Below are 24,946 nucleotides of genomic sequence, written 5' to 3' on the forward strand. Positions count from 1 at the left end.
GGGGCGGCTCTCGTCGTTCGCGCTCATGCACTCGGCGAGCTGCTCAGCGATCGTTCGCGTTCGCGCTCCCGCCATCCGTGCCCCCGCCGGCGGCACCCTCCCGAAGGCCTTCCTCCTTGGCCTGCCGCACGAGCGCGGCGACACGGCTGCGCGAGCGTGACCGGCCCGCGAGGAGCGCCGAGAGAACGAGTGCCGTTCCGAGCACCACGAGCAGTTGCGACCACGGAACTGCGGCGGCCGTCGCCGTGGCGGTGACCGGCTCCAGATCGACGGCCGCCCCTCCGTCCGGTGCGACGACCGTGGGGGCGACCTCCAGCTCGGCGCTCGCGACGACGAGGGGCCAGACGCCCCTGAGCGGGATCGACACCGCTCTGCGGTCGCCCGGCAGCAGTTCCTGTCGTGCGGCGTCCTCGGCAACGATCGGCGCGGACGATCCCTGTGCGCGGACTGTCCCGTCGAGGACGAGGCGGACGTTGCCGGTGTTGACGATGTCGGCCTCGACGGTCAGCGACCCGGCGGCGAAGGGGTTCCACGACATCTGGTAGTCGACCCGCATGCCGTCGACGGCGACACCCGGGACGACGTCGCCGGTCACCCTGGTCATCACGCGGAAGCCGATGCGGCTCTCGACCCCGACGGACGCGCCACCGGCGCCGGAGCCGACCGACACCAGGGACGCTGCTATGCCGGCCGCGTGGTCTCCGGGCTCGGCATTCGAGGGCACCGAGACCGTGAACGGGACGATGCCCGTTGCTCCGGGCTCGACGGTGACCGTCTCGGGAGCGGAGATCCACGTGCCGGCGTCCGTCGACGGCCTGTCCGAGGGGAGCATGGAGAAGTGGCCCTCGTCCGTGAAGTAGCCGTCCGCCGCGTCGATGCGGAACGTCACGGTCTCGTCGCTGAGATTGCGCACGGCAGCTTCGTCGGAGGCGGTGGCACCGGGGCCGAGGTCGAGTTCGACCCAGGATCGCTCGTCCGGATCGCCGTCGGTCGCGGGGCTCACGGCCCACGTCACGCCCTGGGGGGCTGACGCGGCTGACGCTGCTGGCGCGGCCGGAACGGCCGCCGCGACGAACCCCCCGGTGATGAGCCCGACGAGAACGAACCCGGAGAGCGTGGGGAGGCGCGTCGCCGGAAGGCGCCCGCCGGAAGAGGATGGGCGTGGACCGGTCATGGAAACCTCTGGATCTTGAGCAGGACGCACGGAGCGGCCGGGCACGAGGTGCCCGGCCGCTCACGGCTGTCGAGGGATGAGGGGTGTGCCTCGCGGAAGTTACTCGAACAGGGAGAGCGTGATCGTGGAGCTGTAGTCGCCGGCGTCGACGGTGGTCGGTGTCTTCAGGGTCAGCGCCGCGTCCGCGGTCCACGACCCCTCGCCCGCGATGCCGGCGGAGTTGTCCGTGATCGCCAGGAGCTCCTGGTCGACGAGGCCCACGCCGTCGGGACCACCATCGATCGCGGTGTCGACGACGTCGCCCTCAGCGACGAGGCCGCTGTCGCCTCCGTCGATGAGGTTCGGAGCCCAGCCGAGGTTCTCCGCGCCGATTGTGCTCAGGCCGTCCGAGGAGACGAAGTCGGTCGCGGTCCCCAGGACGTACCAGCCGGCGTCCGCGGGGATGTCGGCGGGATCGCGGGTGTCGGTCACGGTGACGGTGGGCAGGGTCCCGGTGAACTGGCGGATCACGCCGGTCGAGCCGTTCTCGGCCAGTGCGGACGAGGTGCCGGCCACGGACATGGCGAGAGCGCCTCCTCCGCTGAGGGGTGCGATGTCGACGGTGACGTCGACGTCGTCGGTGCCGATCTCAGGTTCTGCGGCGGCCGCCGTGCTGGCGACGCCGAGGAGGAGCAGGCCTCCGGTCAGGCCTGCGGCTCCGCGGGCGAGGAGGGAGCGGGTGTTCATCTCGGGTGTCTCCGTTCTGCGTGGGCAGCATCGCCGACGCGGTGGGGTGGTGAGGGTGGGACGGGGGTCAGCGGCAGCTAGCAGCGGGATTGGGGGCGACAGCGCTCGTCGTTGCGGGCTTGCCGGCGACGAATGCCGTGGCGGACACGCTCACCTGTCCGCTGGCGACGCTCGCGTCGCGGGTGGTGAACGCGTGTGTGGCGCTCTTCCCGGCGCCGATCTCGTCGATGGTCTTGACGCCGTAGGCCGAGGTGATGACGACCTTGATCGCGAAGGCGTTCGGGTTGGTGACGGCCACCGAGAGGACGACCTTGCCCTGCACGCAGCGAGTCCTGCTCGAGGCGGTGACGGTGACCGCGGGCACGGCCACGTCGACGACCTCCTGAGCGCTGGCGCCCTCGAGCGTCGGTCGCACCTTCTCCATGAGGCCGGTCGTCGGAGAGAACGTGACCCGGTCGATGGTCGTCTCACGGTGAGTGCCGTCGCCGCCAGAGAAGGCGAAGCGATGGTAGGCGATGTACCAGTCGTCGGTGCCCGGCACGTTGATGATCGAGTTGTGGCCCGTGGCGAGGATGCCCAGGGCAGGGTCCTTCTCGAGGACCACACCGCGGTAGGTCCAGGGTCCGTCGATGCTCGTCGCGGTGGCGTACCCGACCTTGTAGTTCTCGGACCCCGTGTCGTCTATCGAATACGTCAGGTGGTAGAGCCCGTTGCGCACGTTGACGAAGGCGCCCTCACGGAAGTCGGTCAGGCCGTCGATCCGCTTGATGGTGTCTGCCTTGACCGAGATCATGTCGTCGGCGAGCTCGGCGTAGACGGGAACTCCGTTGCCCCAGAAGAGGTAGCTCTTGCCCGTCGCCGGGTCGGTGAACGCGGCTGGATCGATGGCCTGCCCGGAGTTGACGGCCTCGCCGTTCGTGATCATGGCCGTCGGCTGTGCGGCGAAGGGGCCTGTCGGGCTGTCGGCGACGGCGACTCCGATCGTCTTGCGGTCCAGCGCGGCGTTGTGGCCGGAGAAGTAGAAGTAGTACTTGCCGTCCTTCTCCGAGATCGTCGGTGCCCAGGCGTTGCCGACCGCCCAGGGGACGTTCCCGTTCGCACCGTCGAGGGTCAGGATCGGTTGGTCCGAGCGGGTCCAGTCCACGAGGTCCTTCGACGACCAGACCCAGAACTGGTTGCCGCCCCAGCCGGGGACGCCGTCGGTCGTGGCGTAGACGTAGTAAGTGTCTCCGAAGACTGCGATGTTGGGGTCGGCGTAGAGGCCGGGGATGGCGGGGCTCCCCATCGAGATCGCCTTCAGCGTCCAGGTGGTCGGCGAGCCGCCGTCGAGCGGCGTCAGCACCACCCGCTGAGGCGAGGACAGATCGCGCACGGTCCCGGAGGCGGGGCTGGCGACGACGCCGGCTGCAGTCGTGTAGGTGGGAGCGAGGGAGGTCAGCGCAACACCCGGCTTCACCGGGAAGGTGACGACCCGATCGACCGAGTCGATGATCGGCGCGGTCTTGAGGACGTCTCCGCCGATCGTCACGTCGGACAGGGTCGTCGTGTTCCCGGAGGCGGAGAGCACCTCGGCCGGGCTCAGAGCTCGGTCGTAGATCGCGAATTCCCGGATCTGGCCTCGGAAGCGATTGTCGGCGTCGTAGTTCGAACGGCCGATGTAGTTGGCCGTCGTCCTGCCGGCTCCGATGTCCTTCGGATCGATGGTCACGGTCGAGCTGCCGACCTTCACCCCGTCGAGGTAGAGGGTGGCGGTCGTTCCGGCGAGCGTGTACGCCAGGTGCGCCCAGGTGCCGCGCGGCACTGCTGCACTCTGCGACACCGTCTGCTCTGTGGTCCAGTTGCCGGTGGTCAGGCTGGTGCGGTAGTTGTCTCCGGAGGTGAAGAGGTAGCCGTCGCCTGCTCCGGCCGTCGTGTTGCCCAGCCCGTAGAGGAAGTAGGGGGAAGCCTGGGCGGGATCGATCCAGACGTCGGCCTCGACGGTGATGTCGGTGACATCGGCGAGCAGGTCGTCCGGGAGCCTGACGAAGTCGTCGTCGCCGTCGAGCTGCAGAGCACCGTCGTTCCACGTACCGCCGGCGACGAGCTCCCCGTTCCGACCATGTCCAGAGCTGTCGAGGACAGTCGTGCCGGCATCGGTGTCGAAGGCATATCGAAGGATCTCACCCGGTGCACCGCCGGCATCTGCCGGGGCGTCACCCTGGGCTGCAGCGACGGATGCTGACGACGTCGCCAACAAGGGAGCCATGATGGCCACGGTCGTCGCGAGGACGAGCGGTCGCAGGAAAGGCTTCATCACACGTGCTCCTAGTTCGGCGTCATTGCTGAGGAGGGCTGAGGCTGTCAGTGATGTTCACGGTAACACCCAAACGGGGGTCAGCGCGAGCGAACTGGCCCTCTCGGTCTGCCCGTCGCTTCCCCCTCAGGAGTCGGCGGCGATCATCTCGACGATCGTGTCGACCGTCAGCCACGGGCCGTTGCTGACCTCGCCGATCTTCTCGCGGTCCTTGAACACGACGATGCGATCGCTGAGGCGTACGACTTCGTCGAGGTCGGACGAGATGTAGACGATGGCGACGCCGTCCTTCGCGAGCCGCACGACGTGGGCCTGGATGTCGACCTTCGAGGCCAGGTCGATCCCCTTGGTCGGCTCGTCGAGCACGAGGAGTCGAGGCTTGGTCGCCAGGCACCGTGCCAGCACGACCTTCTGCTGGTTGCCGCCGGAGAGGTACTTGGCCAGGAGGCCGGGATCCGCCGGCGAGATGTCGAGCGAGTCGACGTAGGCACGGACGAGGCTGTCGGTCTCGGCGGTCGAGAGGGGTCGAGACCAACCACGAAGCGCCTGGATGCCGAGCACGATGTTCTCGCGGACCGACAGCTCGCTGATGATTCCGTCCTCGTGGCGGTTCTCGCTCGCGTGCGCTATCCGATTCCGCATGCCCGAGCGGGGATCGGGAACATGCGTGGGCTCACCGTCGATCAGGACGCGTCCGCGATCGAAGCGATCAGCGCCGCTGAGCAGGGAGGCCATCTCGGTGCGACCGGAGCCTCGCAGCCCGGCGAAGCCGACGATCTCGCCACGATGCAGCTCCAAGTCGGTCGGTGCGACCGCTCCTCGACGGCCGAGGCCGAGAGCCTGGTACATCGGCGGGCCGACGGGCTGCCGGCGATGCTGGCGGCGGTCCGCGCCGATCCGCCGTAGCGCCTCGATGTCTTCGCCGAGCATCGAGGCGATCAGCTCGGCCCGGTCCATGGAGTGCGCCGGGTATTCGCCGACCGTGCTGCCGTCGCGCAGCACGGTGATCCGGTCGCTCAGGGCCAAGACCTGTTCCAGGAAGTGCGAGACGAACAGTATCGCCACACCGCTGTCGCGCAGGCGTTTCAGGACTGCGAAGAGCCGGACGACGTCGTCGAGGTCGAGACTCGAGGTCGGTTCGTCGAGCACGAGGACGCGAGGGCGGTCGATCATCGCCCGACCGATGGCGACGAGCTGGCGGAGAGCCGGCGACAGCGAGCGCACGGATGCTCGCGGATCGAGGTCTCCCAGTCCGAGCTCTCTCAGCATCTCGGCTGCTCGCTGGTGGGTACGCGACCAGGAGATGCCGAAGCGGCCACGGACCTCGTGCCCGAGCATCATGTTCTCGCCGATGCTCAGGTTGTCCGTGAGCCACTCATCCTGGAACACTGCCGAGATGCCGGCCGATCGTGCGTCCGCCGGCCCCGAGAAGCGGCGCTCGACGCCGTCCACCTTGACCATTCCGGCGTCGGGACGATGAATGCCCGTGAGGGTCTTGATCAGCGTCGACTTGCCAGCGCCGTTCTGCCCCATCAGCCCGTGGATCTCTCCCGGGGCCAGGCACAGACGTGCGCCGGTGAGAGCCGGGCCCGAGGTGAAGACGACGTCGATCCCGACCATCTCCACCGTCCGGTGGGGAGAACCAGGAGTCGCCATCGACTGCAGATCCACGTGCCGTCCTCGGATCGTGTGCGGCACGGCATCGGGGCCGCCGTGCCGAGGTGTCGCCGATGATACGCGACAGCTGACTACGGATCACCTAACGGCGATCAGGCGCGGGGCGGTGCAGTGGACTCGCGAACCACCAGCTCGGTCGCGATGCGTGTGCGCCGGGGGATCTCCTGGCCGTGCATGTGGGCGTGGATCACGTCTGCGACCGTCGTCCCCAGCTTGTCGAAATCCTGCCGCACCGTCGTCAGCGGAGGCAGCATGTGGCGAGCGCTCGGCAGATCGTCGAAGCCGATGACGCTGACGTCTCGCGGAACACGGATCCCCCGTTCGGCGAGACCGTGGATCACGCCGAGGGCCATGTCGTCGTTGGCGACGACCATCGCGGTGAACTCCGGGACCGAGGTCAGGCTCGCGGCGAACTCGTAGCCGGAGTCAGGCGTCCAGTCACCGACCACGATGGGGCGTTCTCGCATCCCCCAGGACTTGGCGCGCACGTGGAAAGCACGTTCACGAGATCGAGCGTCGAGCCAGTCCAGAGGGCCTGAGAGGTGCAGGACGTCACGATGCCCCAGCGAAGCGAGGTGGTCGACCGCCTCCGCCGTGCCCGCTTGTTGATCGACCGAGACCGTGAGGAAGGTCGGGTCATCCTCGGACTTCACTACCAGTGTCGGGACCCCGATCTCGATGGTGCGGAGGGTCGCCACGGACGAGGAGCGCGGCGCGATGATGCACAGGGCGTCGATGCCCAGCCCCGTCAAGTGCTCGATGGCGTCGACCGGAGTCATGTCCTGTTCGTCTCGCAGTGCGACGGACGTCACCGAATAGCCCCTCGACCGCGCGGCCCGCTCGATGGCCCGCAGGGTGCTCGAAGGACCGAACGCGGTTCCGCTCTCGACCAGTACGCCGATGCGCTCCGTGCGCTGCGTGACGAGCGATCGAGCCGCGACGTTGGGTCGGTAGTTCAGCTCGTCGACTGCCTTGAGCACTTTCTCGCGAGTGGAGTCCCTGATGTTGGGATGGCCGCTCAGGACGCGCGAGACGGTCATGTGCGAGACGCCTGCCACCGCGGCGACTTGTTTGAGGCCTGGCCGACCGGTCACCACGTCGATCTCCTCCCCGATGACGGGCATGTGAGTCCCGGGCCCCTGAGCGGCTGCAAAAACGCCGATCGCTCAACTCCAGCTTAGTGACGCAGGAGAGGAGAGTTCGACGTCGTGACCCTCGCTTCGCGCCCTCAGTGACCTGAGCACCTCACGCGTTCAGGCCTCCCACGCGGCGAGATGATGTCTGAAGTGTCGCCGGATGGCTGTGGCAGTGATGAGTCCGACGGCTGTGATGATCGCGGTGGCGATGAAGACCGAGTGGGTGCCTGCGATGCCGCCGAGCCATCCGGCGAGGACGGGGCCGGCGACTTGACCGATGTACTGGGCCGAGACGTTGTAGCCCAGCACCAGTCCGACGCTCGTGTCGGGGAGGAGGCGGCGGATGGTCGCGACGACTGTGGGGGTGATGCCGCCGAGGGCGATCCCGGTGAGGAATCGCAGGATCGCGAAGGCGATCAGGTCGTCGACGACTGCTTGCGCGGCGAGGAAGAGTGTCGCGGCGACCAGGCTCAGGGTGAGGACCTGCATGTGGCCCATCCGGTCAGCGAGTTTGCCGAGGTTGGGACTGGAGAGGATCGTGCCGAACGCGGTGATGGAGAACACGACTGCGGCGTAGAGGGCGGTGTCGTCGGTTGAACCAGTGAGGAAGCGGACGTGCTCGGCGATGATCGGCTCGACTGAGATGGTGGCAGCCCGAGACGTCGTCGAGTTCGGTTACAAGCTCAGCCGCAGCTTCGCCAGCTGAGAGACGCAGGTATAGGTCTGACGTCGGAGAGGCGACATGCGTCGGAGGCCGCGGTGTCGCCGAGTTGAGAGTCGGTCGCCTCCTGAGGTGATACGTGCTGCTCCGCGCTAATCCTGGTCGCTCTGCCCCCGGTCCCTGCCGAACCATGGCTCTCCATCGAAATCAGCGTCCAGCAGGCCGTGGGCGTCCATGGTGATGAGGTTGGGACCCGGCAGTTCCGCTGGGACGAACCGCTGGTCGTCAGGATGACGGTAGATGTACTCCCGGGCGTTGTGCGCCGTGTGCTCGTTGATTAGCCGTTCCACTGCGGTCGTCCCTACCTGGACCGCATCCAGTTGACCACCCACGACGCGGTCACGGACCTGCTGGATTCCTGGGTCGCCGTCCTCGAAACGTTCCAGGAGAACGAGGGGATCGCTCATGATTAGGCCGAGCTTACGAGTCAGGGGTACCGAGATGGCCGACGCATTGGCGAAGCCGACGCCCATCCAGGGTTCGGCGTCGTCCCTGCCTCGAATGAGGCTGACCGGAGCGTCACAGGTGATGAGGGAACGTCTGTCGAACTGGTGCAGCGACCACGGCCGCGTCACGAGGTAGACGGTCAGCTCTTCCGCTGTCTCGACCATGTGCCTGATGTGATCGCCAACCGCGATCGTCAGCGGCGGACCTCCAGGTTGCGTGGCTTCATCCCAGATGCGCTGCTGCTGATCTTCGTCTGCGTCGAAGCCGAAGTAGCCCTGGATCCACTTCCCGACGTTCTGACGGCCGCCGGCGCCGACTTCGAGTCGGATCATCTTCGCCTGGAGGTGTTCAATCGTTCTACGAGTGTCAGGTCCTCGGACAGCCTGAAGGGCCAGGTAGTGGGAGAGCGTCATCCGGTCTTCCTGCGGCAGTGGGAACTCGCCGCCTTCGATGCGGCGGATGATCGCGCTTGCCTCGCCTTCGACGGAGCTTAGGAATTTCTCGAAACCGTCGGGCTCCTCCACGCCCGGGATGGTGTGGAAGTGCGTTTGCGCGCCGACATTCTTCACCACAGTGGTGAAGGGCGAACGTGTTGTGTCGAGGGGAACGGCGACGATGCGCTCCTTCTCGGTCGCGAAGCCCCTCAAGTAGGCCTGCGGCACGAAGTGGTGCAACTTCGCCACCGGGGTCATGGCTGGGATTCTACGACGCGGCGCGTCTATAGCCGAGCCACTCGGCTTGGCGTTGCCAGCGGCTGTGAAAGCCGCGAGTTCGCCCCGCTCACCCTTTTGCTCGTCTTAAATGGATCCACTCTGTTGCATCTCGATGGTTCTCAGTGGCAGAAGCCGACCGACTGCGCTGGGGTCGTCCCGCTTTGTAGGCGCGACTTCAGCCTCAACACGGGTCGAGCAACCATATGACCACGGATCGGAAGGTTGGGGGTTCGAGTCCCTCCAGGCGCACGCGACTCGAAAGCCCCTGCCCTACACGGCAGGGGTTTTTCTCGTCTTGGGTGCTTGTCTGGCCGCCTCCGGCGGCGTGCGCCTTCGGCGCGGGCCGCGGAAGCCGAGATGGCGGCGGCTCGGCGAGCGCCTCGTCACTCGTCGACGGCGGGAGGGGCGGGGCGGGGGTGCCGGATGGTCGAGACGGTGCCCGTCACGCAGACTGCCGTCGCGACGAGCAGCGCGACGAGGATCAGCACGTCCACCGGCGCCGCGCCTCCGTCGCCGGTCGCCATCCTGACGACGACGCTGACGACGCAGGACAGCCACACGACGGCGGAGATGCCCCAACCCACCGACGACCCCCGGAACGTCGGCCTCTGCAGGCGCAGCCGGCCCCGGTCGCGGTTCGTCTCGTCGTCCATCGTCACGGTCCCCTCGTCGTCGTCGACCTCCCCACCGTACGTCGAGCCCCTCCCCGTCTCAATGGATCGATGCGAGCAGGGTCGTCCTCCAGGAGGGGGAGCATGGTCCTGCAGGCGGTCGGCGCGCGCCCGTCGACCTGTGATGCTCGCGGGATGATCCGTTCACTGGTGACGACCCTCGCGTGGTGGCTGCTCGGCGCGGCCGTGGGCCTCGTGCTCGGCGGCGCGACCTCCCCCGCCCAGCAGTACCTGCCCGGCGGGCTGAGCTCGTTCGCCAACTCGAGCGGCGGCTGGACGGTCCTCACCTTCGCGACGGTGGTCGTGGTCACGCGCAGGCCGAGCGCCCGCAGGTGGTGGACGGCGGCCGGCCTCGGCCTCGTCGTCTTCCACGCCGCGGTCCAGGGCTACGTGATCGTGTCCACCCTGCGGGGCTTCCCCGACTCGTACGGTCCGGGCGACTTCTGGTTCACGGCGGCGACCTTGGCCGGGCCCGTCATCGGGCTCGCCGGGTTGTGGTGGTGGTCGCCGCGCCCCGTCCTCCGTGCGGCGGGGATCGCGGTCCTCGCCGCCGTCATGATCGGCGACGGCGTGTCGGGCCTCGTCCGCGTCGCCGAGACGACCGGGACGACCTGGTGGCTGATCAGCATCGCCGTGGGCGTCGCGGCGCTCGGCTGGGTCGTGGTCCGTCGCCTCGACCGGTGGCGCGAGCGCGCGCTCGCCGTCGGACTCACGGCCCTCGGGGCGGCGGTCTTCGCCGCCGTCTTCAGTCTGCTCTGAGGGTGCTGCCGCGCACGATCAGACGGGGCGGCAGCACGACCGTCTCGTGACGGTGGGTCGACGGATGGTCGAGTTCGTCCCGCAGGAGGCGCATGGCCTGGCCTCCCATGTCGACGCCGGGCTGCCCCACGGTCGTGAGCGGGAGTGTCGTTCCCTGGGCGAAGTGGTTGTCGTCGTAACCGGTGATCGACAGATCGCGGGGGATGTCCACCCCGCCGAGCAGCAGTGACTGCACGATCCCCGACGCGAGCGCGTCCGAGGCGGCGACGATCCCGTCGGGCCTGTCCGCCGCCGCCAGGGCGAGCAGTTCGCTCCCCACGGTGAGGCCCGCACGCACCGTCAGTGCCGAGGTCGTCATCAGGCGCAGCGGGACGCCGGCGTCCCGTGCCGCGGCCGAAGCGCCCTCGAACCGGTGCCGCACGGCGGTGAGATCGAGGGGGCCGCCGACGAAGACGAGCTCCCGCCGGCCCTGCTCGAGGAGGTGCTCGGCCGCCAGCCGTCCGCCGAGTTCCTCGTCGACGACGACGCCGCAGCTCTCGTCGGCGTCGCCCGGCCAGTTGACGTAGACGACGCGCAGCCCGCGACGCCGCAGTCGACGTGCCTCGTCCATCGGGCCGTCGAACGGGGCGAGGACGATGCCCGCCGCCTGGGCCTGCTCGAACAGGTTCAGGTACCCGGTCTGCTTGTCGAGGTCGACGTCCGAGTTGCCGAGCAGCACCGACTGCTGGGCCAGGTCGGCCTCGCGCTCGACGCCGCGCGCGATGTCGAGGAAGTACGAGTTGCCGAGGTCGACGGCCACGAACCCGACCAGGGTGCCCCGACCCGCCGCCAGGGTGCGGGCGGAGGTGTTCGGCACGAAGCCCAGGGATGCGATGGCCGACTCGACCTTGAGCCGCGTCGCAGGGCGGACCCGGTCGGGAGTGTTCACCACGTTCGACACGGTGCCCAGCGAGACCCCGGCGAGCCTGGCGACGTCGGCCATGACCGGCGGCCGGTGCGGGGAGGAGGGGATCGAGACGCTCATCGTGGAGCCGAGCCTAGCCCGCAGTCGATCGAGACGGGGTGTTGACAAGCCCGGGGTTTCCGGTCAATTATGAAGCGCTTCAAGTTTTCTGAGGCGCCCACCATTCAAGGAGGAATGATGTCCCGCACCGCACGTCGTGTCGCTGCATTTGCCGTCGCCGGCCTGACCATCGCAGGCCTCTCCGCGTGTTCGGGTGGCGGAGCGGGCGAGGCGGCCACCGAGTTCACCGTCCTCGGCAACGTCGAGAACGAAGTCGTCCCTGCAACGCTTCAGACCCTGGCCGACGGCGCCTGCTCCACCGAGAACGACGCCATGCCCCTCAAGGTCGAGACCGTCCCACAGACGAACCTCAACCAGCAGGTCCAGCTGCTCGCAGGCCAGGGCGGGCTCCCCGTCATGTACGCCGTCGACACCAACGAGCTCGTGCAGCAGCTCGACGACGCCGGCTTCGTCGCGCACTTCGACGAGCTGCTCGACGAGATCGGCGCGGCCGACTCGATCGAGCCCGCCGCGCGGTCGACCGTCGAGTCGCTCTACGACGGTGAGTTCCTCGTGCTGCCGACCGAGTACAACATCGAGGGCATCTGGTACAACAAGACGCTCTTCGCCGACAACGGCGTCGACGTGCCCGAGAGCTGGGACGACGTGGTCGCTGCGGCCGGCACGTTCCAGGACGCCGGCCTCACCCCCTTCGCCGCGAGCGGTGAGCAGGGCTGGCCCCTGACGCGCCTCGTCGGGAACCTCATCGAGCGCGAGCTCGGGCCCGACGCCCTCCAGGCCGTCGCCGACGGCGACGCCGAGCTGACCGACCCCGAGTACGTGGCCGCGGCCCAACAGGTCGCCGACCTCGGTGCGGCGGGCTACTTCGGCGAGGGAGTCGGCTCGATCGACTACGACACGTCGATCAACCAGTTCCTCAACGGCAGCTCGCCGATGCTCTACATGGGCAGCTGGGTCCTGAGCAATTTCGCCGACGACACGGCGAACCAGATCGGCGAGGACGCCATCGGCTACCTGCCGTTCCCCGACGTCGACGGGGGCGAGGGCGACAGCAGCCAGCTCGTGGCCAACGTCGGCCTGCCCTTCACGATCAACCCGAGCGTACTGAACGACGACAGCAAGGCCTGGGTCAAGTGCATCGCCGAGAACTACGGCCAGGTGGCCCTCGAGGACAGCAGCCGCATCTCCGGCTTCACGGTGTCGGGCGACGCCGCCGGCACCGCGCTGACGACGGAGGTGCGCGACCGCATCGCGGACACCGACACGACCATCCCCTGGTTCGAGGCGTACTTCAGCACGCAGGCGACGACGACCTCGCAGCAGAACGCCGCCCAGCTCGTCACCGGCGCCATCACGGCCGAGGAGTTCATGACGCTGGTCCAGGGCGACCTGGGCTGACGCCTCCTTGACGGGGGTGGGGGCGCGCCCCGTGCGCCTCCCCGCCCCCGTCCACCCCTCCTCGACCCCCAGCTCGGACCGAAGGCACCCCCATGAATCCCCTGCTCGGCGACCGGCGCGCCACCCTGATCCTGATCGGGCCCGCCCTGCTCATCTACTCCGTCGTGATGCTCGTCCCGATCGTCGTCTCGTTCGGGTACACCCTGACGAGCGGCAACGCGATCACGGGCTTCACGTTCTCGGGACTCGAGAACTACCAGCGCCTCGTCACCGACACCCGGGTGCGGGACGCGTTGCTGCTCACGGTCCGCTATGCGGTTCTGATGACGATCCTGCAGGTCGGCTTCGGCTACCTCCTGTCGCTCCTCTACGTCTTCGTGCTGCGGAAGTGGTCGAGTGCCGTCCGCACGCTGGTCTTCTTCCCCGTGGTCCTGCCCACCGTCGCGGTCGCACTGCTGTTCCAGCAGATGTTCGCGATCGCCCCGCAGAACGGGCTGGTCAACACGGCGCTCGAGGCCGTGGGCCTGTCGTCCGTCGACTGGTTCGGCGACGGCGGCACGGCGTTCCTCGTCATCATCGTGATGGACGTGTGGCGCTCCATGGGCTTCTACGGGGTGCTGCTCTACGCCGGGCTGCTCGACATCCCCGAGGAGGTGTTCGAGTCTGCCCGCATCGACGGCGCCTCCGGCTTCGGGCTCGTCCGTCGCATCGTCCTGCCGCTCTCGCTGCCCGTGCTGGTCTCGTCGCTGATCTTCTCCGTGAACGGAACGCTCAAGGTGTTCGACAGCATCCTCGCCCTCACCAACGGCGGCCCCGGCACGTCGACCAGCCCCCTGACGATCTACATGTTCGACACGTCGTTCCGCTTCGGTCAGTACGGCTACGGAAGCACCGTCGCGTTCCTGCTCACGATCGTGTCGCTGCTGGTGACCGTCTTCATCTTCCGCGCCAACCGTCGCGACCTCACGAAGGACTGACCGATGACCTCCGTCGACACCGCCGGCCCCGCGACGTCCGCGCCCCTCCGCCGTCCGACCTCGAGGCGCCGTGGAGCGTCCCGACGCCGCGTCGGACAGATCGTGAGCGGCGCGCTCGTCGCACTCCTCCTCGTCATCGTGGTCGGCCCGCTCGTCTGGATGCTCCTCGGCTCCTTCAAGACGCAGACGGAGTTCCTGGAGCAGCCGGTCTGGGCGCTTCCGCAGCAGTGGAACTTCGACAACTACGTCTTCGCGTGGACCCAGGGCAACTTCGCGCAGTACGCGTCGAACTCCGTCCTGACCGTCTTCCCGTCGCTCCTCCTCGTGCTCCTGTTCGGCTCCATGGCGGGCTTCGCGCTCGAGGTGCTCGTCTGGAAGGGGCGCGGCGCGATCCTCATCACCTTCCTCGCCGGCATCATGGTGCCGACGCAGATGATCCTCCTGCCGTTGTTCGCCGCGTACTTCCGGCTCGGCCTCACCGGCACCCTCTGGCCGCTGCTCATCACGTACACGGCCACGAGCCTCCCGCTGGCCGTGTTCCTGATGGCGACGTTCTTCCGGGCCGTCCCGCGCGAGATCTTCGAGGCGGCGATGCTCGACGGCGCCGGGCTCATCCGCTCGTTCTTCCTGGTCGGCCTGCCGATGGTGCGCAACGCGCTCTTCACCGTGGGGCTGGTCCAGTTCTTCATGCTCTGGAACGACCTCCTCATCGCCTTGACCTTCACGAACTCCGGGTCGCTGCGCACCCTGCAGGTGGGCCTCCTGAACTTCACCGGCCAGTTCGGCTCGGTGCAGTACGGCCCCCTGTTCGCGGCGATCTGCCTCAACGTCGTGGCGATCCTCGTCATCTACCTGTTCCTCAACAAGCAAGTGCAGAAGGGGCTGACCGCCGGTGCGGTCAAGGGCTGACCATGAGCGCGACAGTCACCGACCTCCGCGTCGAGCACGGCCGGGCGGCGCTGGGCCTCGGCACCCCCCGTCCCCGTCTGAGCTGGCAGCTGGCCGGCCCGTCCGGCTGGCAGCAGGAGTCCGTCGAGATCGCCCTCGAGACCGGGGGGCGACAGGTCGCGACGGCCGTGGTCGGGACGCGCGACCAGGTGCTCGTGCCCTGGCCCTTCGCCGACCTGGCATCTCGGCAGCGAGCAGGGGTCCGCGTGCGCGTGACGGGAGTCGACGGCTCGACGTCGCCCTGGAGCCCGGCGACGTCCGTCGAGGCGGGCCTCCTGGAGCCGTCCGACTGGCGCGCGCGACCGGTCGGCGCATCGTGGGCGGAGGAGGCCGGCACGGACCGCCGCCCCTCCCGGGTCCGGCGGGCCTTCCGCCTCGACGGCGACGTCGTCTCCGCCCGCCTGTACGCGACGGCCCACGGCGTCTTCGAGGCCGAGCTGAACGGGGTCCGCGTCGGCGACGACGAGCTCTCGCCGGGCTGGACCTCGTACGACACCCGGCTGCGCTACCGGACCTACGACGTCACCGACCTGGTCGAGACCGGTGAGAACGCGATCGGCGCCTGGCTCGGCGACGGCTGGTACCGCGGGCGCCTCGGCTTCAACGGCGGGTACCACGATCTCTACGGGACGGATCTGTCGTTCCTCGCCCAGCTCGAGGTCGAGCTCGCCGACGGGACACGCGTCGTCGTCGCCACCGACGACACGTGGGAGGCGGCCCCCAGCCCCATCTCGTTCAGCGGGCTCTACGACGGCGAACGCCACGACCTGCGGCTCGACGACGACGGCTGGTCGCGGGCGGGGTCGGATCGAGACGGCTGGACGCCGGTGACCGTCCGCGCGCGTGATCCGCGCACGCTGGTCGCGCCCGAACAGCCGCCGGTGCGCTGCACCGAGGAGATCGCCCCGCTCGCGCACTGGACGACGTCTCGCGGCTCCGTGGTGCTCGACTTCGGCCAGAACCTCGTCGGTCGGCTCCGCATCACGGTCGACGGCGAGGCGGGCCGCCAGGTGACCCTGCGCCACGCCGAGGTGCTGCAGGAGGGCGAGCTCTACCGGCGCACGCTCCGCCTGGCCGCGGCGGAGGACGTCGTGACCCTGGGAGGCGGCGGCCCGGTCACCTGGGAGCCCCGCTTCACGATCCACGGCTTCCGCTACGCCGAGGTCGAGGGCTGGCCGGGGGACTTCGACCCGGCCTCGGTCGTCGCGCGCGTGCTGCACACCGACATGGAGCGCACGGGGTGGTTCGCCTGCTCCGACCCGAGCCTGGAGCGCCTGCACGAGAACGTGCTGTGGAGCACCCGCGGCAACTTCGTCGACATCCCGACCGACTGCCCCCAGCGCGACGAGCGCCTGGGTTGGACGGGTGACATCCAGGTGTTCGCGCCCACCGCCTCCTACCTGTACGACTGCTCGGGCATGCTCGGCTCGTGGCTGCAGGACCTCGCCGTCGACCAACTGCCCGACGGCACCGTGCCGTGGTTCGTGCCGCGGATCCCCGGCGGCCCGTCGTGGGAGCCGATCGAGTCGGGCGCGGTCTGGGGCGACGCCGCCGTGCTCACACCGTGGACGCTCTGGGAGCGGTTCGGCGACGCCGGCGTGCTGGCCCGACAGTGGGACTCGGCCAAGGCCTGGGTGGACCTGATCCTCGCCCGGGCCGGGGACGACCGGATCTGGGACGAGGGCTTCCAGCTCGGCGACTGGCTCGACCCGGCCGCCCCGCCGGACGACCCGGCCGACGCACTCACCGACCGGTACCTCGTCGCCACGGCGTACCTGTACTGGTCGACCCGCCACCTGGCGGACACCGCCGTCGTCCTGGGCAAGGACGCCGAAGGTGCGCGTTACGACGCGATCGCTGAGGAGGTGCGCAAGGCCTTCGCGGGTCGCTACACCGACGGCGGCGGCCGGACGACGAGTGACGCGCAGACCGCGTACGGCCTGGCCCTCGAGTTCGGGCTCGTCCGGGGCCACGAGGCGCAGGCGGCCGGAGACCGACTCGCCGAGCTCGTGAGCGAGGCCGGGAACCGCATCGCGACGGGCTTCGCCGGCACCCCGGTCGTCGCGCCCGCCCTGACGCGGACGGGCCACGTCGCGAGGGCGTACGACCTGGTCCTCGAGCGTTCGTGCCCGTCGTGGCTGTACACCGTCGACATGGGCGGGACGACCATCTGGGAGCGCTGGGACAGCATGCTCCCGGACGGCACGGTCAACCCGGGCGAGATGACGAGCTTCAACCACTACGCGCTCGGCGCCGTGGCGGACTGGATGCACGCCACCGTCGCGGGGCTGGCGCCCTCGGCACCCGGCTGGCGCCGGGTCCGCTTCGCCCCGCGACCCGGCGGCGGGCTGACGCACGCGTCGGGTCGACACCTCTCGCCCTACGGCGAGGTGTCGTCGTCGTGGCGTGTCGAGGGCGAGGTCTTCACGCTCACGGTGGCCCTGCCCGTCGGCACGACCGGCGAGGTCTCGTTGCCCGACGGCACGATCGTCGAGGTGTCGCACGGGCGGCACGAGTTCACGTGCGCCGCGGTCGTTCCCGTCGTCGGCGCGGCGGGCTGATCAGGCCTCGGGCACGGTGCTCGCGCGGACCACGAGCTCGGGCGCGAAGACGACCCGGCGCGGCTCGCGTGCCGGATCGTCGATCTCGTCCTGGAGGATGTCCATCGCCGTCCGCCCGATCAAGGCGCTGGGCTGGCGGATCGAGCTGAGCGGCACCACGGCGGCGCGGGCGAAGTCGATGTCGTCGTAGCCGATCAGGGCCACGTCGTCGGGCACGCGCAGGTCGCCGAGCATCACCAGCGACTGCAGCACGCCCATCGCGACGAGGTCGTTCGCGGCGAAGACCGCGTCGGGTCGCTCGTCCGCCGGGCGCGACATGAGCCCGGCGGCGGCGGCGCGACCGTGCTCGACCGTGAGTGCCGGCACCTCGACGACCTCGAGCACGACCTGCTCGGAGACCGTGGCCTCCGCGTTCGCGGCGCGCACCGCCTCCTGCGCGCCCTGCAGCCGGTCGGCCACCTGCTGCAGGTCGAGGGGGCCGCCGACGAACGTGAGACGGCGGCGACCGATGGACAGGAGGTGCTCGGCGGCCAGCTGACCCCCGCGCACGTCGTCGACCGAGACCGACGAGAAGTCGGTGAGCTCGGCCTGCCGGTCGACGAGCACCGCGGGGGTCCCGCGTCGCCGCAGTCGCGCCAGCCGGGCGGTGACGTCGCCGACCGGGGAGATGAGGATGCCGAGCACGCGGTTCTCCTCGAAGAGGTCGAGGTAATGCGCCTCGCGCTCGACCTGCTGGTCGCTGTTGCCGAGCAGGACGACGCGGCCGGCCTTCTCGGCGGCGGTCTCCGCCCCGCGGGCGACGTCGGAGAAGAACGGGTTGCCGCCGTCGAGGATCACGAGCCCGATGGCCCGGCTGGCCCCGGCTCGGAGCTGTCGGGCGGCGTCGTTCCGGACGAAGCCGAGCTCGTCGATCGCCGCGTGCACCCGCTCCACCGTGGCGGGGCTGACCTTGTCCGGCCGGTTCAGCACGTTGGACACGGTGCCGACCGAGACGCCCGCGCTCGTCGCGACGTCACGGATGCTCACCGACTCCACCCGCGCCTCCTGCCCTGGGTCGTGCTCTCTGACGACGGGGCCGAGTCTAGGCCGGGCCTCACCGGGGGCGCCGACCGGCGAGCCGCGGGCAGCCGAGACGCAACTGGTGCTTGACGTCGTCCCGGCCCGCCCCTACTGTCATCCCCAACACCTTTTGAAACGATTCATTTCTCGATGAGGAGAACGATCGATGACGATCGACCCCACGCCCGTCGGCCTCTCGCCGACGGCCCCCGTGCTCGAGCTGAGGGGGGCTCGCAAGACGTTCGGCGCCGTGGTCGCCCTGGCCAGCGGCAGCGTGCAGCTTCGGGCCGGCGAGATCAACGCCCTCGTCGGCGAGAACGGCGCAGGCAAGTCGACGATGGTCAAGATCCTCGCCGGGGTGCACCAGCCCGACAGTGGCGAGTTCCTCTTCGACGGGCACCCGATCGTCTTCCGCACGCCGGCCGAGAGCAAGGCCGCCGGCGTGAGCGTCATCTACCAGGAGCCGACGCTCTTCCCCGACCTCACCGTCGCCGAGAACATCTTCGTCGGCCGCCAGCCCACCTCGCGCCTCGGCTTCATCGACCGTGCGAAGATGCGTGCCGACGCGCGCGCCCTGTTCGAACGGCTCGGCGTGCCCATCGACCCCGACCGCGTCGCCGAGGGCCTCTCGATCGCCGACCAGCAGATCATCGAGATCGCCAAGGCCATCTCGCTCGACGCCAAGGTCCTGATCATGGACGAGCCCACGGCCGCCCTCAGCGGCGTCGAGGTCGAGCGCCTGTTCGGTGTCGCCCGGGCGCTCCGTGACCGCGGCAGCGCGATCATGTTCATCTCTCACCGCTTCGACGAGGTCTTCGGCCTCAGCGACCGCATCACGGTGATGCGTGACGGCGCCTTCATCTCGGAGCACGCGACCGGCGACGTCACGACGGCCGAGATCGTCCGCGCGATGGTCGGCCGCGACGTCGACCAGCTGTTCCCCAAGCAGGAGGCGCGGATCGGCGAGCCAGTCGTCACCGTCGAGGGCCTGACGCGGCACGGCGTCTTCCACGACGTGTCGTTCGAGGTGCGGGCCGGCGAGATCGTCGGCCTGGCCGGCCTCGTCGGCGCGGGCCGCACCGAGGTCGCCCGCGCGCTCTTCGGCATCGATCGCTACGACGCCGGCAGCGTCACGGTGAACGGCAAGCCGCTCGCCCGCCGCGACCCGATGGCCGCCATCACCGCGGGCATCGGCTTCGTGCCGGAGGACCGCCGCAAGCAAGGCCTCGTGATGGACATGTCGGTCAGCCGCAACACCACGCTGACCCTCCGCAGGACGCTGAGCCGCTTCGGCCTGGTCAGTGCCCGACGCGAGCGGGAGGCGGCGGCCGACTGGTCGCAGCGACTCCAGGTCAAGACCGGCAGCCAGGAGCTCGCCGTCGCGACCCTGTCAGGCGGCAACCAGCAGAAGGTCGTGCTGGCGAAGTGGCTGGCGACCGACCCGACCTTCCTGATCGTGGACGAGCCGACCCGTGGCATCGACGTCGGCACGAAGAGCGAGGTGCACCGGCTGATCAGCGACCTCGCCGGCCGCGGCATCGCCGTGCTGATGATCTCGTCCGAGCTGCCGGAGGTGCTCGGCATGGCCGACCGGGTGCTCGTCATGCACGAGGGGCGGCTCACGGCGACCCTCGACCGCGCCGACGCCACGGCCGAGCGCGTCATGCACGCGGCGACAGGGTCGGACGCGGCGGACCTGATCGAGGCCGCGCCGACCGCTCCCGCAGCCAGCCCGACCACGCCCCCGACAGCGACCGCAGAGGCCACCCGATGACCACCTCCCACGCCCTCGCGCCTGCCCCCACGTCGGGACGGAGCCCTCTCGCCTCGGTGTTCCGGCAGCGCGAGGTGCCGGTCGCGTCCGCCCTCGTCGTGCTGGTGATCGTCACCACGATCGCGAACCCGCTCTTCGTCTCGGCCCAAGGCGTCAAGGACCTGATGCTCAACGCGACGATCACGGTGATCATGGCCGTCGGCCTCGGCACCGTCATCATCACGAACAACATCGACCTCTCGGTGGGCTCGATCCTCGGCCTCGTCGCCTTCGCGACCGGCACGGTGTTCGCCGCCGCCCCGGACATCCCGATCGTGTTCGTGTTCCTGATCGGGCTCGCGATCGGGGCGGTGCTCGGGGCCGTGAACGGGTTCCTGGTGACCGTGGCGAGGGTGCCGTCGCTCGTGATCACGCTCGGCATGCTCTACATCTACCGCGGCCTCAACAACGCCTGGGCCGGCGGTCAGCAGTACTTCGCCGGCGACCGGCCCGCCGCCTTCGGGCGCCTGTCGGTCGACACCGTGCTCGGCATCCCGATCATCACGATCATCGCCGTGGTCGTCGTCGTGCTCGTCGCCGTGTTCCTGGCCCGCACGCGGCCCGGCCGCGACCTGTACGCCATCGGCTCGGACGAAGAGGCGGCGCGCCTGTTCGGGATCGCGGTGAACAGGCGGGTCGTCACGGCCTTCGTCCTCAACGGCACGCTGACCGGCCTGGCGGGCGTGCTCTACGCCAGCCGCTTCAACTCGGTCGGCGCGACGACCGGCACCGGGCTCGAGCTGGACATCGTCGCCGCGGCCGTCGTGGGCGGCATCGCCATCTTCGGCGGCTCGGGCAGCGTCGTCGGCGCGGCGATCGGCGCCGTGCTGCTGACCACCATCACGAGCAGCCTCACCGCCCTCGGCGTCGACAAGTTCTGGCAGCAGGCCATCGTCGGCGTCCTCATCCTGACCGCCATCCTCGTCGAGCGGATCGCCTCGATCCGCAAGGCCCGACGACTGCGCACGAGCGAGGCCACCAATGCCTGACCAGACCGTCACCCGAGCTCCCGAGGCCTCCGCCGACTCCTCGTCCTCTGCCCGCGCCGGCGCCCGTGACCCCGGTGCCCGCGCCGAGCGGGCGCTGCGCCGTCGCCGCCTGCTCACCGGCCGCGGGGCGATCATGGTCTGGGCCCTGCTCGCGACCCTGCTCGTCTGTGCCCTGACGGTGCCCCGGTTCGCCAGCGTGCAGACCACCGGGTTCCTGCTGCTCGACGCCATCCCGATCCTCATGATCGCGATGCCGATGGCGCTCGTCGTGATCACCGGAGAGATCGACCTCTCGGTCGCCAGCACCGCCGGCCTGACGAGCGCGACGATGGGCGTGCTGTGGGCCGCCGGCTGGGGCATCCCCGAGATCTTCGTCGTCTGCGTGCTGATCGGCGTCGTCTGCGGCGCCCTGAACGGCGCGCTCGTGACGACGATCGGGCTGCCGAGCCTGGCGGTCACCATCGGCACCCTCGCCCTCTACCGCGGGCTCGCCCTCGTCGTGATCGGCGACGACGCCGTCGCCAACTTCCCGCCCGGGCTCACCTCGTTCTTCACGTCGAAGATCGGCGGCACGGGCATCCCCACGGTGATGATCGGCGTCGTCGTCGTGATCCTCTTCTTCGGGGTGCTGCTGCACTTCAGCTCGTTCGGCCGGGCACTGCCCGCGATCGGCTTCAGCAAAGAGGCCGCGAGCTTCGTCGGCGTCCACGTCGGCCGTGCCAAGTTCTGGATGTTCGTCTCGACCGGCGTCGTCTCGGCCCTGGTCGGCATCTACTGGACCCTCCGCTACTCGAGCGCCCGCAGCGACAACGCGACCGGCATCGAGCTGGCCGTGATCGCCGCGGTGCTGCTCGGCGGCGTCTCGATCTTCGGCGGCCGCGGCTCGATCCCCGGCGTCGTCGCCGGCGTGCTGATCATCTCGAGCATCAGCTACGCGCTGCGGCTCGGCGGCATCAGCGACGTCGTGCTCAACGTCGTCACCGGGCTCCTGCTCGTCGGGAGCGTGGTGACGCCGAGCCTGATCTCGGTCGTCCGCGAGAAGACCCGAGCGAGACGGGCGGCGAGGGCCGTGCTGGCCCGGTCGGCCGAGCACGCCTGAGCCGCCCCCCGAACCCACCCGCACCACCACACCTCACCCGCACCGCCCCACCCACAGCAAAGGACAGAACGATGGAGTTCCCCACTCACACCCGAGGCCGCGCCCTCCGGCGTGCCGCCGCCGCGGTCGCCGCCCTCGCGACCGTCACCCTCGTCGCCTCCGGCTGCGCCCTCACGGCGGCCAGCGACGACGCCAGCTCGGGCTCCGGCTCGGGCGGCACCGAGTCGATCGCCTTCGTGCCGAAGCAGCTCAACAACCCGTACACCGACGTCGTGCTCGGCGGCGGTGAGAAGGCGTCGAAGGCCATCGGCTACGACTACAGCGTCGTCGGCCCCCTCGAGGCCAGCGCCTCGTCTCAGGTCACGTTCCTCAACACGCTCACGCAGCAGGGCACGAACGTCATCGTCATCGCCGCGAACGACCCCGACGCGGTCGGCCCGGCCCTGAAAGAGGCGCGCGACGGCGGCGCGAAGATCGTCGCGTTCGACTCGGACACCAACCCCGACTACCGCGACGTGTTCGTCAGCCAGGTCGAGGCGAAGGACGTCGCGCTGATCCAGATCCGCCAGATGAGCGAGCAGATCGGCGGCCAGGGCGACATCGCGATCCTGTCGGCCACCGCGAACGCGACCAACCAGAACGAGTGGATCAAGTACATCCAGGAGGAGGTCGACACGAATCCCGACTACGCGGGGATCACCATCGTCTCGACCGTCTACGGCGACGACGACGACGCGAAGTCGTTCCAGGAGGCACAGGGCCTGCTCCAGGCCAACCCCGACCTCAAGGGCATCATCTCGCCCACCACGGTCGGCATCGCCGCGACGGCCCGCTACCTCTCGACTTCGGAGTACAAGGGCAAGGTCGCACTGACCGGGCTCGGCCTGCCGAACGAGATGCGAGAGTTCGTCAAGGACGGCACCGTCACCGCGTTCGCCCTGTGGGACCCGGCTCAGCTCGGAGAGGTCGCGGCCTACGCCGGCCAGGCCCTCGTCGACGGCACGATCACCGGTGCCGAGGGCGACACGTTCACCGCGGGCGACCTCGGCGAGCGCACGGTCGGCGCCGACGGCATCGTCATCGTCGGACCGCCGACGGAGTTCGACGTCGACAACATCGACGACTACGACTTCTAGTCGTCATCCGTGACCGGAGGCGACGGGGTCACCACCTGACCCGCCGCCTCCGGACACCCTCCCTCGACACCGGACCCGCGCCTCCTCGGCGCCGTCGCATCGGAGCGATCGCCCATGAGCACCACCGCCTCGCCGGTCGGCGACCTCTTGCCCCCCTTCCGCCGCCGTCGCACCCGCGTGGGTCTCGTCGCCGGAGGGCTCGGCACCTACTGGCCACAGTTCCCCGGGCTGCTGCCCCAGCTGCAGGAGTCCACCCGCTACGTCGTCGACCGCTTCGGCGGCCTCGACGCCGAGGTCGTCGACACCGGCTTCATCTCGGACGCCCAGGAGGCGCGGGTCGCGGCCGACACCCTGCGCACGGCCGACTGCGACCTCATCGTCGTCTTCCTGACCACCTACCTGACCTCGTCCATGGTCTTGCCGATCGCGCAGCGGGCCGGGGTGCCCGTGCTCGTGATCGACCTGCAGCCGAGCGAGAAGATGGACCACGACCGCTTCGACACGGGCCTGTGGCTCGCCTACTGCGGTCAGTGCCCGGTGCCCGAGGTGGCCAACGTCTTCACCCGTGCCGGCATCGAGTTCCGCTCGGTGACCGGACACCTGCGCAGCGAACGTGCCTGGGCGCGCATCGAGCGCTGGGTGCACGCCGCGGGCGTGCGGGCACGGCTGCGAGAGGCACGACACGGCCTGATGGGCCACCTGTACCCCGGCATGCTCGACGTCTCGACCGACCTGACCCTGCTCTCGACGCATTTCGGCTCGCACGTCGAGGTGCTCGAGTTCGACGACCTGCGCGTGCGGGTCGACGCCGTCACCGACACCGAGGTGCGCGAGCGGGTCGGCCTGGCTCGCCAGGTGTTCGAGGTCGACGCCTCGGTCGACCAGGACGACTTCGACTGGGGCGCCCGCGTCTCGGTCGGGCTCGACCGGCTCGTGGCCGACTTCGACCTCGACTCGCTGGCGTACTACCACCGCGGCCTCGAAGGCGAGCAGCACGAGCGGCTCGGGGCCGGGATGATCCTCGGCGCGTCCCTGCTCAACGCCCGCGGGCTGCCGGCGGTGGGGGAGTACGAACTCCGCACGTCGGTCGCGATGCTCGCGGCGCAGGCGCTCGGGGCCGGTGGCTCGTTCACCGAGATCCAGGCGATCAACTTCGACGACGACGTGGTCGAGATGGGGCACGACGGGCCCGCGCACCTGGCGATCTCGTCGTCGCGGCCGATCCTGCGTGGGCTCGGCGTGTTCCACGGCAAGCGCGGCTACGGGGTCAGCGTCGAGTTCGACGTGCAACCCGGCCCCGTGACGACGTTCGGCCTCGGGCAGGACCGGGACGGGGCGCTGTCCTTCATCACGAGCGAGGGTGAGGTCGTCCCCGGGCCCCTGCTCGCGATCGGCAACACGACCTCGCGCGTCGACTTCGGAGGCGATCCCGGCGAGTGGGTCGACCAGTGGTCACGGACCGGCATCGGGCACCACTGGGGGCTCTGCGTCGGCCACGTGGCACGTGATGTCGCGGCCGCCGCGTCTCTGCTCGGCATCGAGCACCGGCACGTCGCGGCGCCGTTCGACGACGCCGACGGCTTCGAGCGCAGCCTGGGCCGCGCGACGTCGTGAGCGGGCGAGCG

The 24,946-nt window shown here is 69.7% G+C and carries 20 protein-coding genes; 10 read left to right on the forward strand and 10 right to left on the reverse strand.

The genetic code is table 11. The features are described from left to right. Positions 1–43: 43 nt before the first annotated feature. From ASG05_RS12415 to ASG05_RS12450, 8 genes are all read right to left on the reverse strand, one after another. A complete protein-coding gene (locus tag ASG05_RS12415; RefSeq protein ID WP_162240659.1) occupies positions 44–1,003 on the reverse strand; it encodes a WxL protein peptidoglycan domain-containing protein in 960 nt (319 codons plus the stop codon). Between the two features lie 270 nt (positions 1,004–1,273). Then, a complete protein-coding gene (locus ASG05_RS12420) occupies positions 1,274–1,900 on the reverse strand; it encodes a hypothetical protein (protein ID WP_056227481.1) in 627 nt (208 codons plus the stop codon). A 67-nt stretch (positions 1,901–1,967) separates the two neighbouring features. Beyond that, positions 1,968–4,193, reverse strand: a complete 2,226-nt coding sequence (locus tag ASG05_RS12425) for a family 43 glycosylhydrolase (RefSeq protein WP_056261265.1) — start codon at positions 4,191–4,193, stop codon at positions 1,968–1,970. 126 nt (positions 4,194–4,319) lie between these two features. Further along, a complete protein-coding gene (locus tag ASG05_RS12430) occupies positions 4,320–5,864 on the reverse strand; it encodes a sugar ABC transporter ATP-binding protein (RefSeq protein WP_235491507.1) in 1,545 nt (514 codons plus the stop codon). Positions 5,865–5,962: 98 nt separating this feature from the next. Next, a complete protein-coding gene (locus ASG05_RS12435) occupies positions 5,963–6,994 on the reverse strand; it encodes a LacI family DNA-binding transcriptional regulator (RefSeq protein ID WP_056261267.1) in 1,032 nt (343 codons plus the stop codon). Between the two features lie 129 nt (positions 6,995–7,123). Continuing rightward, complete coding sequence (locus ASG05_RS12440) at positions 7,124–7,651, reverse strand: MFS transporter (protein ID WP_082486759.1); 528 nt, start codon at positions 7,649–7,651, stop codon at positions 7,124–7,126. Between the two features lie 168 nt (positions 7,652–7,819). Further along, on the reverse strand, positions 7,820–8,866 hold the full coding sequence (locus ASG05_RS12445) for a DUF4238 domain-containing protein (RefSeq protein WP_056261273.1): 1,047 nt from the start codon (positions 8,864–8,866) through the stop codon (positions 7,820–7,822). 404 nt (positions 8,867–9,270) lie between these two features. Continuing rightward, on the reverse strand, positions 9,271–9,546 hold the full coding sequence (locus ASG05_RS12450) for a hypothetical protein (protein WP_157490226.1): 276 nt from the start codon (positions 9,544–9,546) through the stop codon (positions 9,271–9,273). Between the two features lie 147 nt (positions 9,547–9,693). Here ASG05_RS12450 and ASG05_RS12455 point away from each other — a divergent pair, with 147 nt between their 5' ends. Further along, a complete protein-coding gene (locus tag ASG05_RS12455; protein WP_056261277.1) occupies positions 9,694–10,317 on the forward strand; it encodes a DUF6518 family protein in 624 nt (207 codons plus the stop codon). Here the strand turns inward: ASG05_RS12455 and ASG05_RS12460 are convergent. Beyond that, positions 10,304–11,341: a LacI family DNA-binding transcriptional regulator gene (locus tag ASG05_RS12460; RefSeq protein ID WP_056261280.1), complete on the reverse strand. Its 1,038-nt coding sequence runs from the start codon at positions 11,339–11,341 to the stop codon at positions 10,304–10,306. The two genes, ASG05_RS12455 and ASG05_RS12460, sit on opposite strands and share 14 nt — an antisense overlap. 117 nt (positions 11,342–11,458) lie before the next feature. On the opposite strand from ASG05_RS12460, the gene ASG05_RS12465 reads away from it, so the two are divergent. From ASG05_RS12465 to ASG05_RS12480, 4 genes are all read left to right on the forward strand, one after another. Beyond that, positions 11,459–12,739 (forward strand): ABC transporter substrate-binding protein, encoded by a 1,281-nt coding sequence (locus ASG05_RS12465; protein ID WP_056261678.1) that lies wholly within the window; start codon positions 11,459–11,461, stop codon positions 12,737–12,739. A 92-nt stretch (positions 12,740–12,831) separates the two neighbouring features. Beyond that, the gene (locus tag ASG05_RS12470; RefSeq protein WP_056261282.1) at positions 12,832–13,716 is read left to right on the forward strand and encodes a carbohydrate ABC transporter permease; all 885 of its coding nucleotides are present in this window, start codon (positions 12,832–12,834) and stop codon (positions 13,714–13,716) included. A gap of 3 nt (positions 13,717–13,719) precedes the next feature. Continuing rightward, positions 13,720–14,625: a carbohydrate ABC transporter permease gene (locus ASG05_RS12475; RefSeq protein ID WP_056261285.1), complete on the forward strand. Its 906-nt coding sequence runs from the start codon at positions 13,720–13,722 to the stop codon at positions 14,623–14,625. Between the two features lie 2 nt (positions 14,626–14,627). Next, entirely contained in the window at positions 14,628–17,225 is a 2,598-nt protein-coding gene (locus tag ASG05_RS12480) for a glycoside hydrolase family 78 protein (RefSeq protein WP_056261287.1), read from the forward strand. Here ASG05_RS12480 and ASG05_RS12485 read toward each other — a convergent pair whose 3' ends face one another. Beyond that, entirely contained in the window at positions 17,226–18,251 is a 1,026-nt protein-coding gene (locus tag ASG05_RS12485) for a LacI family DNA-binding transcriptional regulator (RefSeq protein WP_369814056.1), read from the reverse strand. A 199-nt stretch (positions 18,252–18,450) separates the two neighbouring features. Between ASG05_RS12485 and ASG05_RS12490 the strand changes: the two genes are divergently transcribed. The 5 genes from ASG05_RS12490 to ASG05_RS12510 all read left to right on the forward strand — a co-directional run bounded on the left by ASG05_RS12490 (position 18,451) and on the right by ASG05_RS12510 (position 24,935). Then, positions 18,451–20,058, forward strand: coding sequence for a sugar ABC transporter ATP-binding protein (locus ASG05_RS12490; RefSeq protein ID WP_082486761.1), 1,608 nt, complete (start codon positions 18,451–18,453; stop codon positions 20,056–20,058). After that, positions 20,055–21,086 (forward strand): ABC transporter permease, encoded by a 1,032-nt coding sequence (locus tag ASG05_RS12495; protein ID WP_056261290.1) that lies wholly within the window; start codon positions 20,055–20,057, stop codon positions 21,084–21,086. The genes ASG05_RS12490 and ASG05_RS12495 overlap by 4 nt, the downstream gene beginning before the upstream one ends. Continuing rightward, positions 21,079–22,185, forward strand: coding sequence for an ABC transporter permease (locus ASG05_RS12500; protein WP_082486762.1), 1,107 nt, complete (start codon positions 21,079–21,081; stop codon positions 22,183–22,185). Before ASG05_RS12495 ends, ASG05_RS12500 begins: the two co-directional genes overlap by 8 nt. 71 nt (positions 22,186–22,256) lie before the next feature. Next, the gene (rhaS, locus tag ASG05_RS12505) at positions 22,257–23,321 is read left to right on the forward strand and encodes a rhamnose ABC transporter substrate-binding protein (RefSeq protein WP_056261291.1); all 1,065 of its coding nucleotides are present in this window, start codon (positions 22,257–22,259) and stop codon (positions 23,319–23,321) included. A 114-nt stretch (positions 23,322–23,435) separates the two neighbouring features. Further along, positions 23,436–24,935, forward strand: coding sequence for an L-fucose/L-arabinose isomerase family protein (locus tag ASG05_RS12510; protein WP_056261295.1), 1,500 nt, complete (start codon positions 23,436–23,438; stop codon positions 24,933–24,935). Positions 24,936–24,946: the final 11 nt, after the last annotated feature.

The sequence above is a fragment of the Frigoribacterium sp. Leaf186 genome, assembly GCF_001423905.1.
Classification (GTDB): Bacteria; Actinomycetota; Actinomycetes; order Actinomycetales; family Microbacteriaceae; genus Frigoribacterium.

Bases quoted from the DNA above. Each gene is read 5' to 3' on its own strand.
- ASG05_RS12445 (WP_056261273.1), bottom strand. From the start codon at position 8,866: ATGACCCCGGTGGCGAAGTTGCACCACTTCGTGCCGCAGGCCTACTTG.
- ASG05_RS12475 (WP_056261285.1), top strand. From the start codon at position 13,720: ATGACCTCCGTCGACACCGCCGGCCCCGCGACGTCCGCGCCCCTCCGC.
- ASG05_RS12510 (WP_056261295.1), top strand. From the start codon at position 23,436: ATGAGCACCACCGCCTCGCCGGTCGGCGACCTCTTGCCCCCCTTCCGC.
- ASG05_RS12490 (WP_082486761.1), top strand. From the start codon at position 18,451: ATGACGATCGACCCCACGCCCGTCGGCCTCTCGCCGACGGCCCCCGTG.
- ASG05_RS12495 (WP_056261290.1), top strand. From the start codon at position 20,055: ATGACCACCTCCCACGCCCTCGCGCCTGCCCCCACGTCGGGACGGAGC.
- ASG05_RS12435 (WP_056261267.1), bottom strand. From the start codon at position 6,994: ATGCCCGTCATCGGGGAGGAGATCGACGTGGTGACCGGTCGGCCAGGC.
- ASG05_RS12420 (WP_056227481.1), bottom strand. From the start codon at position 1,900: ATGAACACCCGCTCCCTCCTCGCCCGCGGAGCCGCAGGCCTGACCGGA.
- ASG05_RS12470 (WP_056261282.1), top strand. From the start codon at position 12,832: ATGAATCCCCTGCTCGGCGACCGGCGCGCCACCCTGATCCTGATCGGG.
- ASG05_RS12480 (WP_056261287.1), top strand. From the start codon at position 14,628: ATGAGCGCGACAGTCACCGACCTCCGCGTCGAGCACGGCCGGGCGGCG.
- ASG05_RS12455 (WP_056261277.1), top strand. From the start codon at position 9,694: ATGATCCGTTCACTGGTGACGACCCTCGCGTGGTGGCTGCTCGGCGCG.
- ASG05_RS12425 (WP_056261265.1), bottom strand. From the start codon at position 4,193: ATGAAGCCTTTCCTGCGACCGCTCGTCCTCGCGACGACCGTGGCCATC.
- rhaS (WP_056261291.1), top strand. From the start codon at position 22,257: ATGGAGTTCCCCACTCACACCCGAGGCCGCGCCCTCCGGCGTGCCGCC.
- ASG05_RS12460 (WP_056261280.1), bottom strand. From the start codon at position 11,341: ATGAGCGTCTCGATCCCCTCCTCCCCGCACCGGCCGCCGGTCATGGCC.
- ASG05_RS12500 (WP_082486762.1), top strand. From the start codon at position 21,079: ATGCCTGACCAGACCGTCACCCGAGCTCCCGAGGCCTCCGCCGACTCC.
- ASG05_RS12465 (WP_056261678.1), top strand. From the start codon at position 11,459: ATGTCCCGCACCGCACGTCGTGTCGCTGCATTTGCCGTCGCCGGCCTG.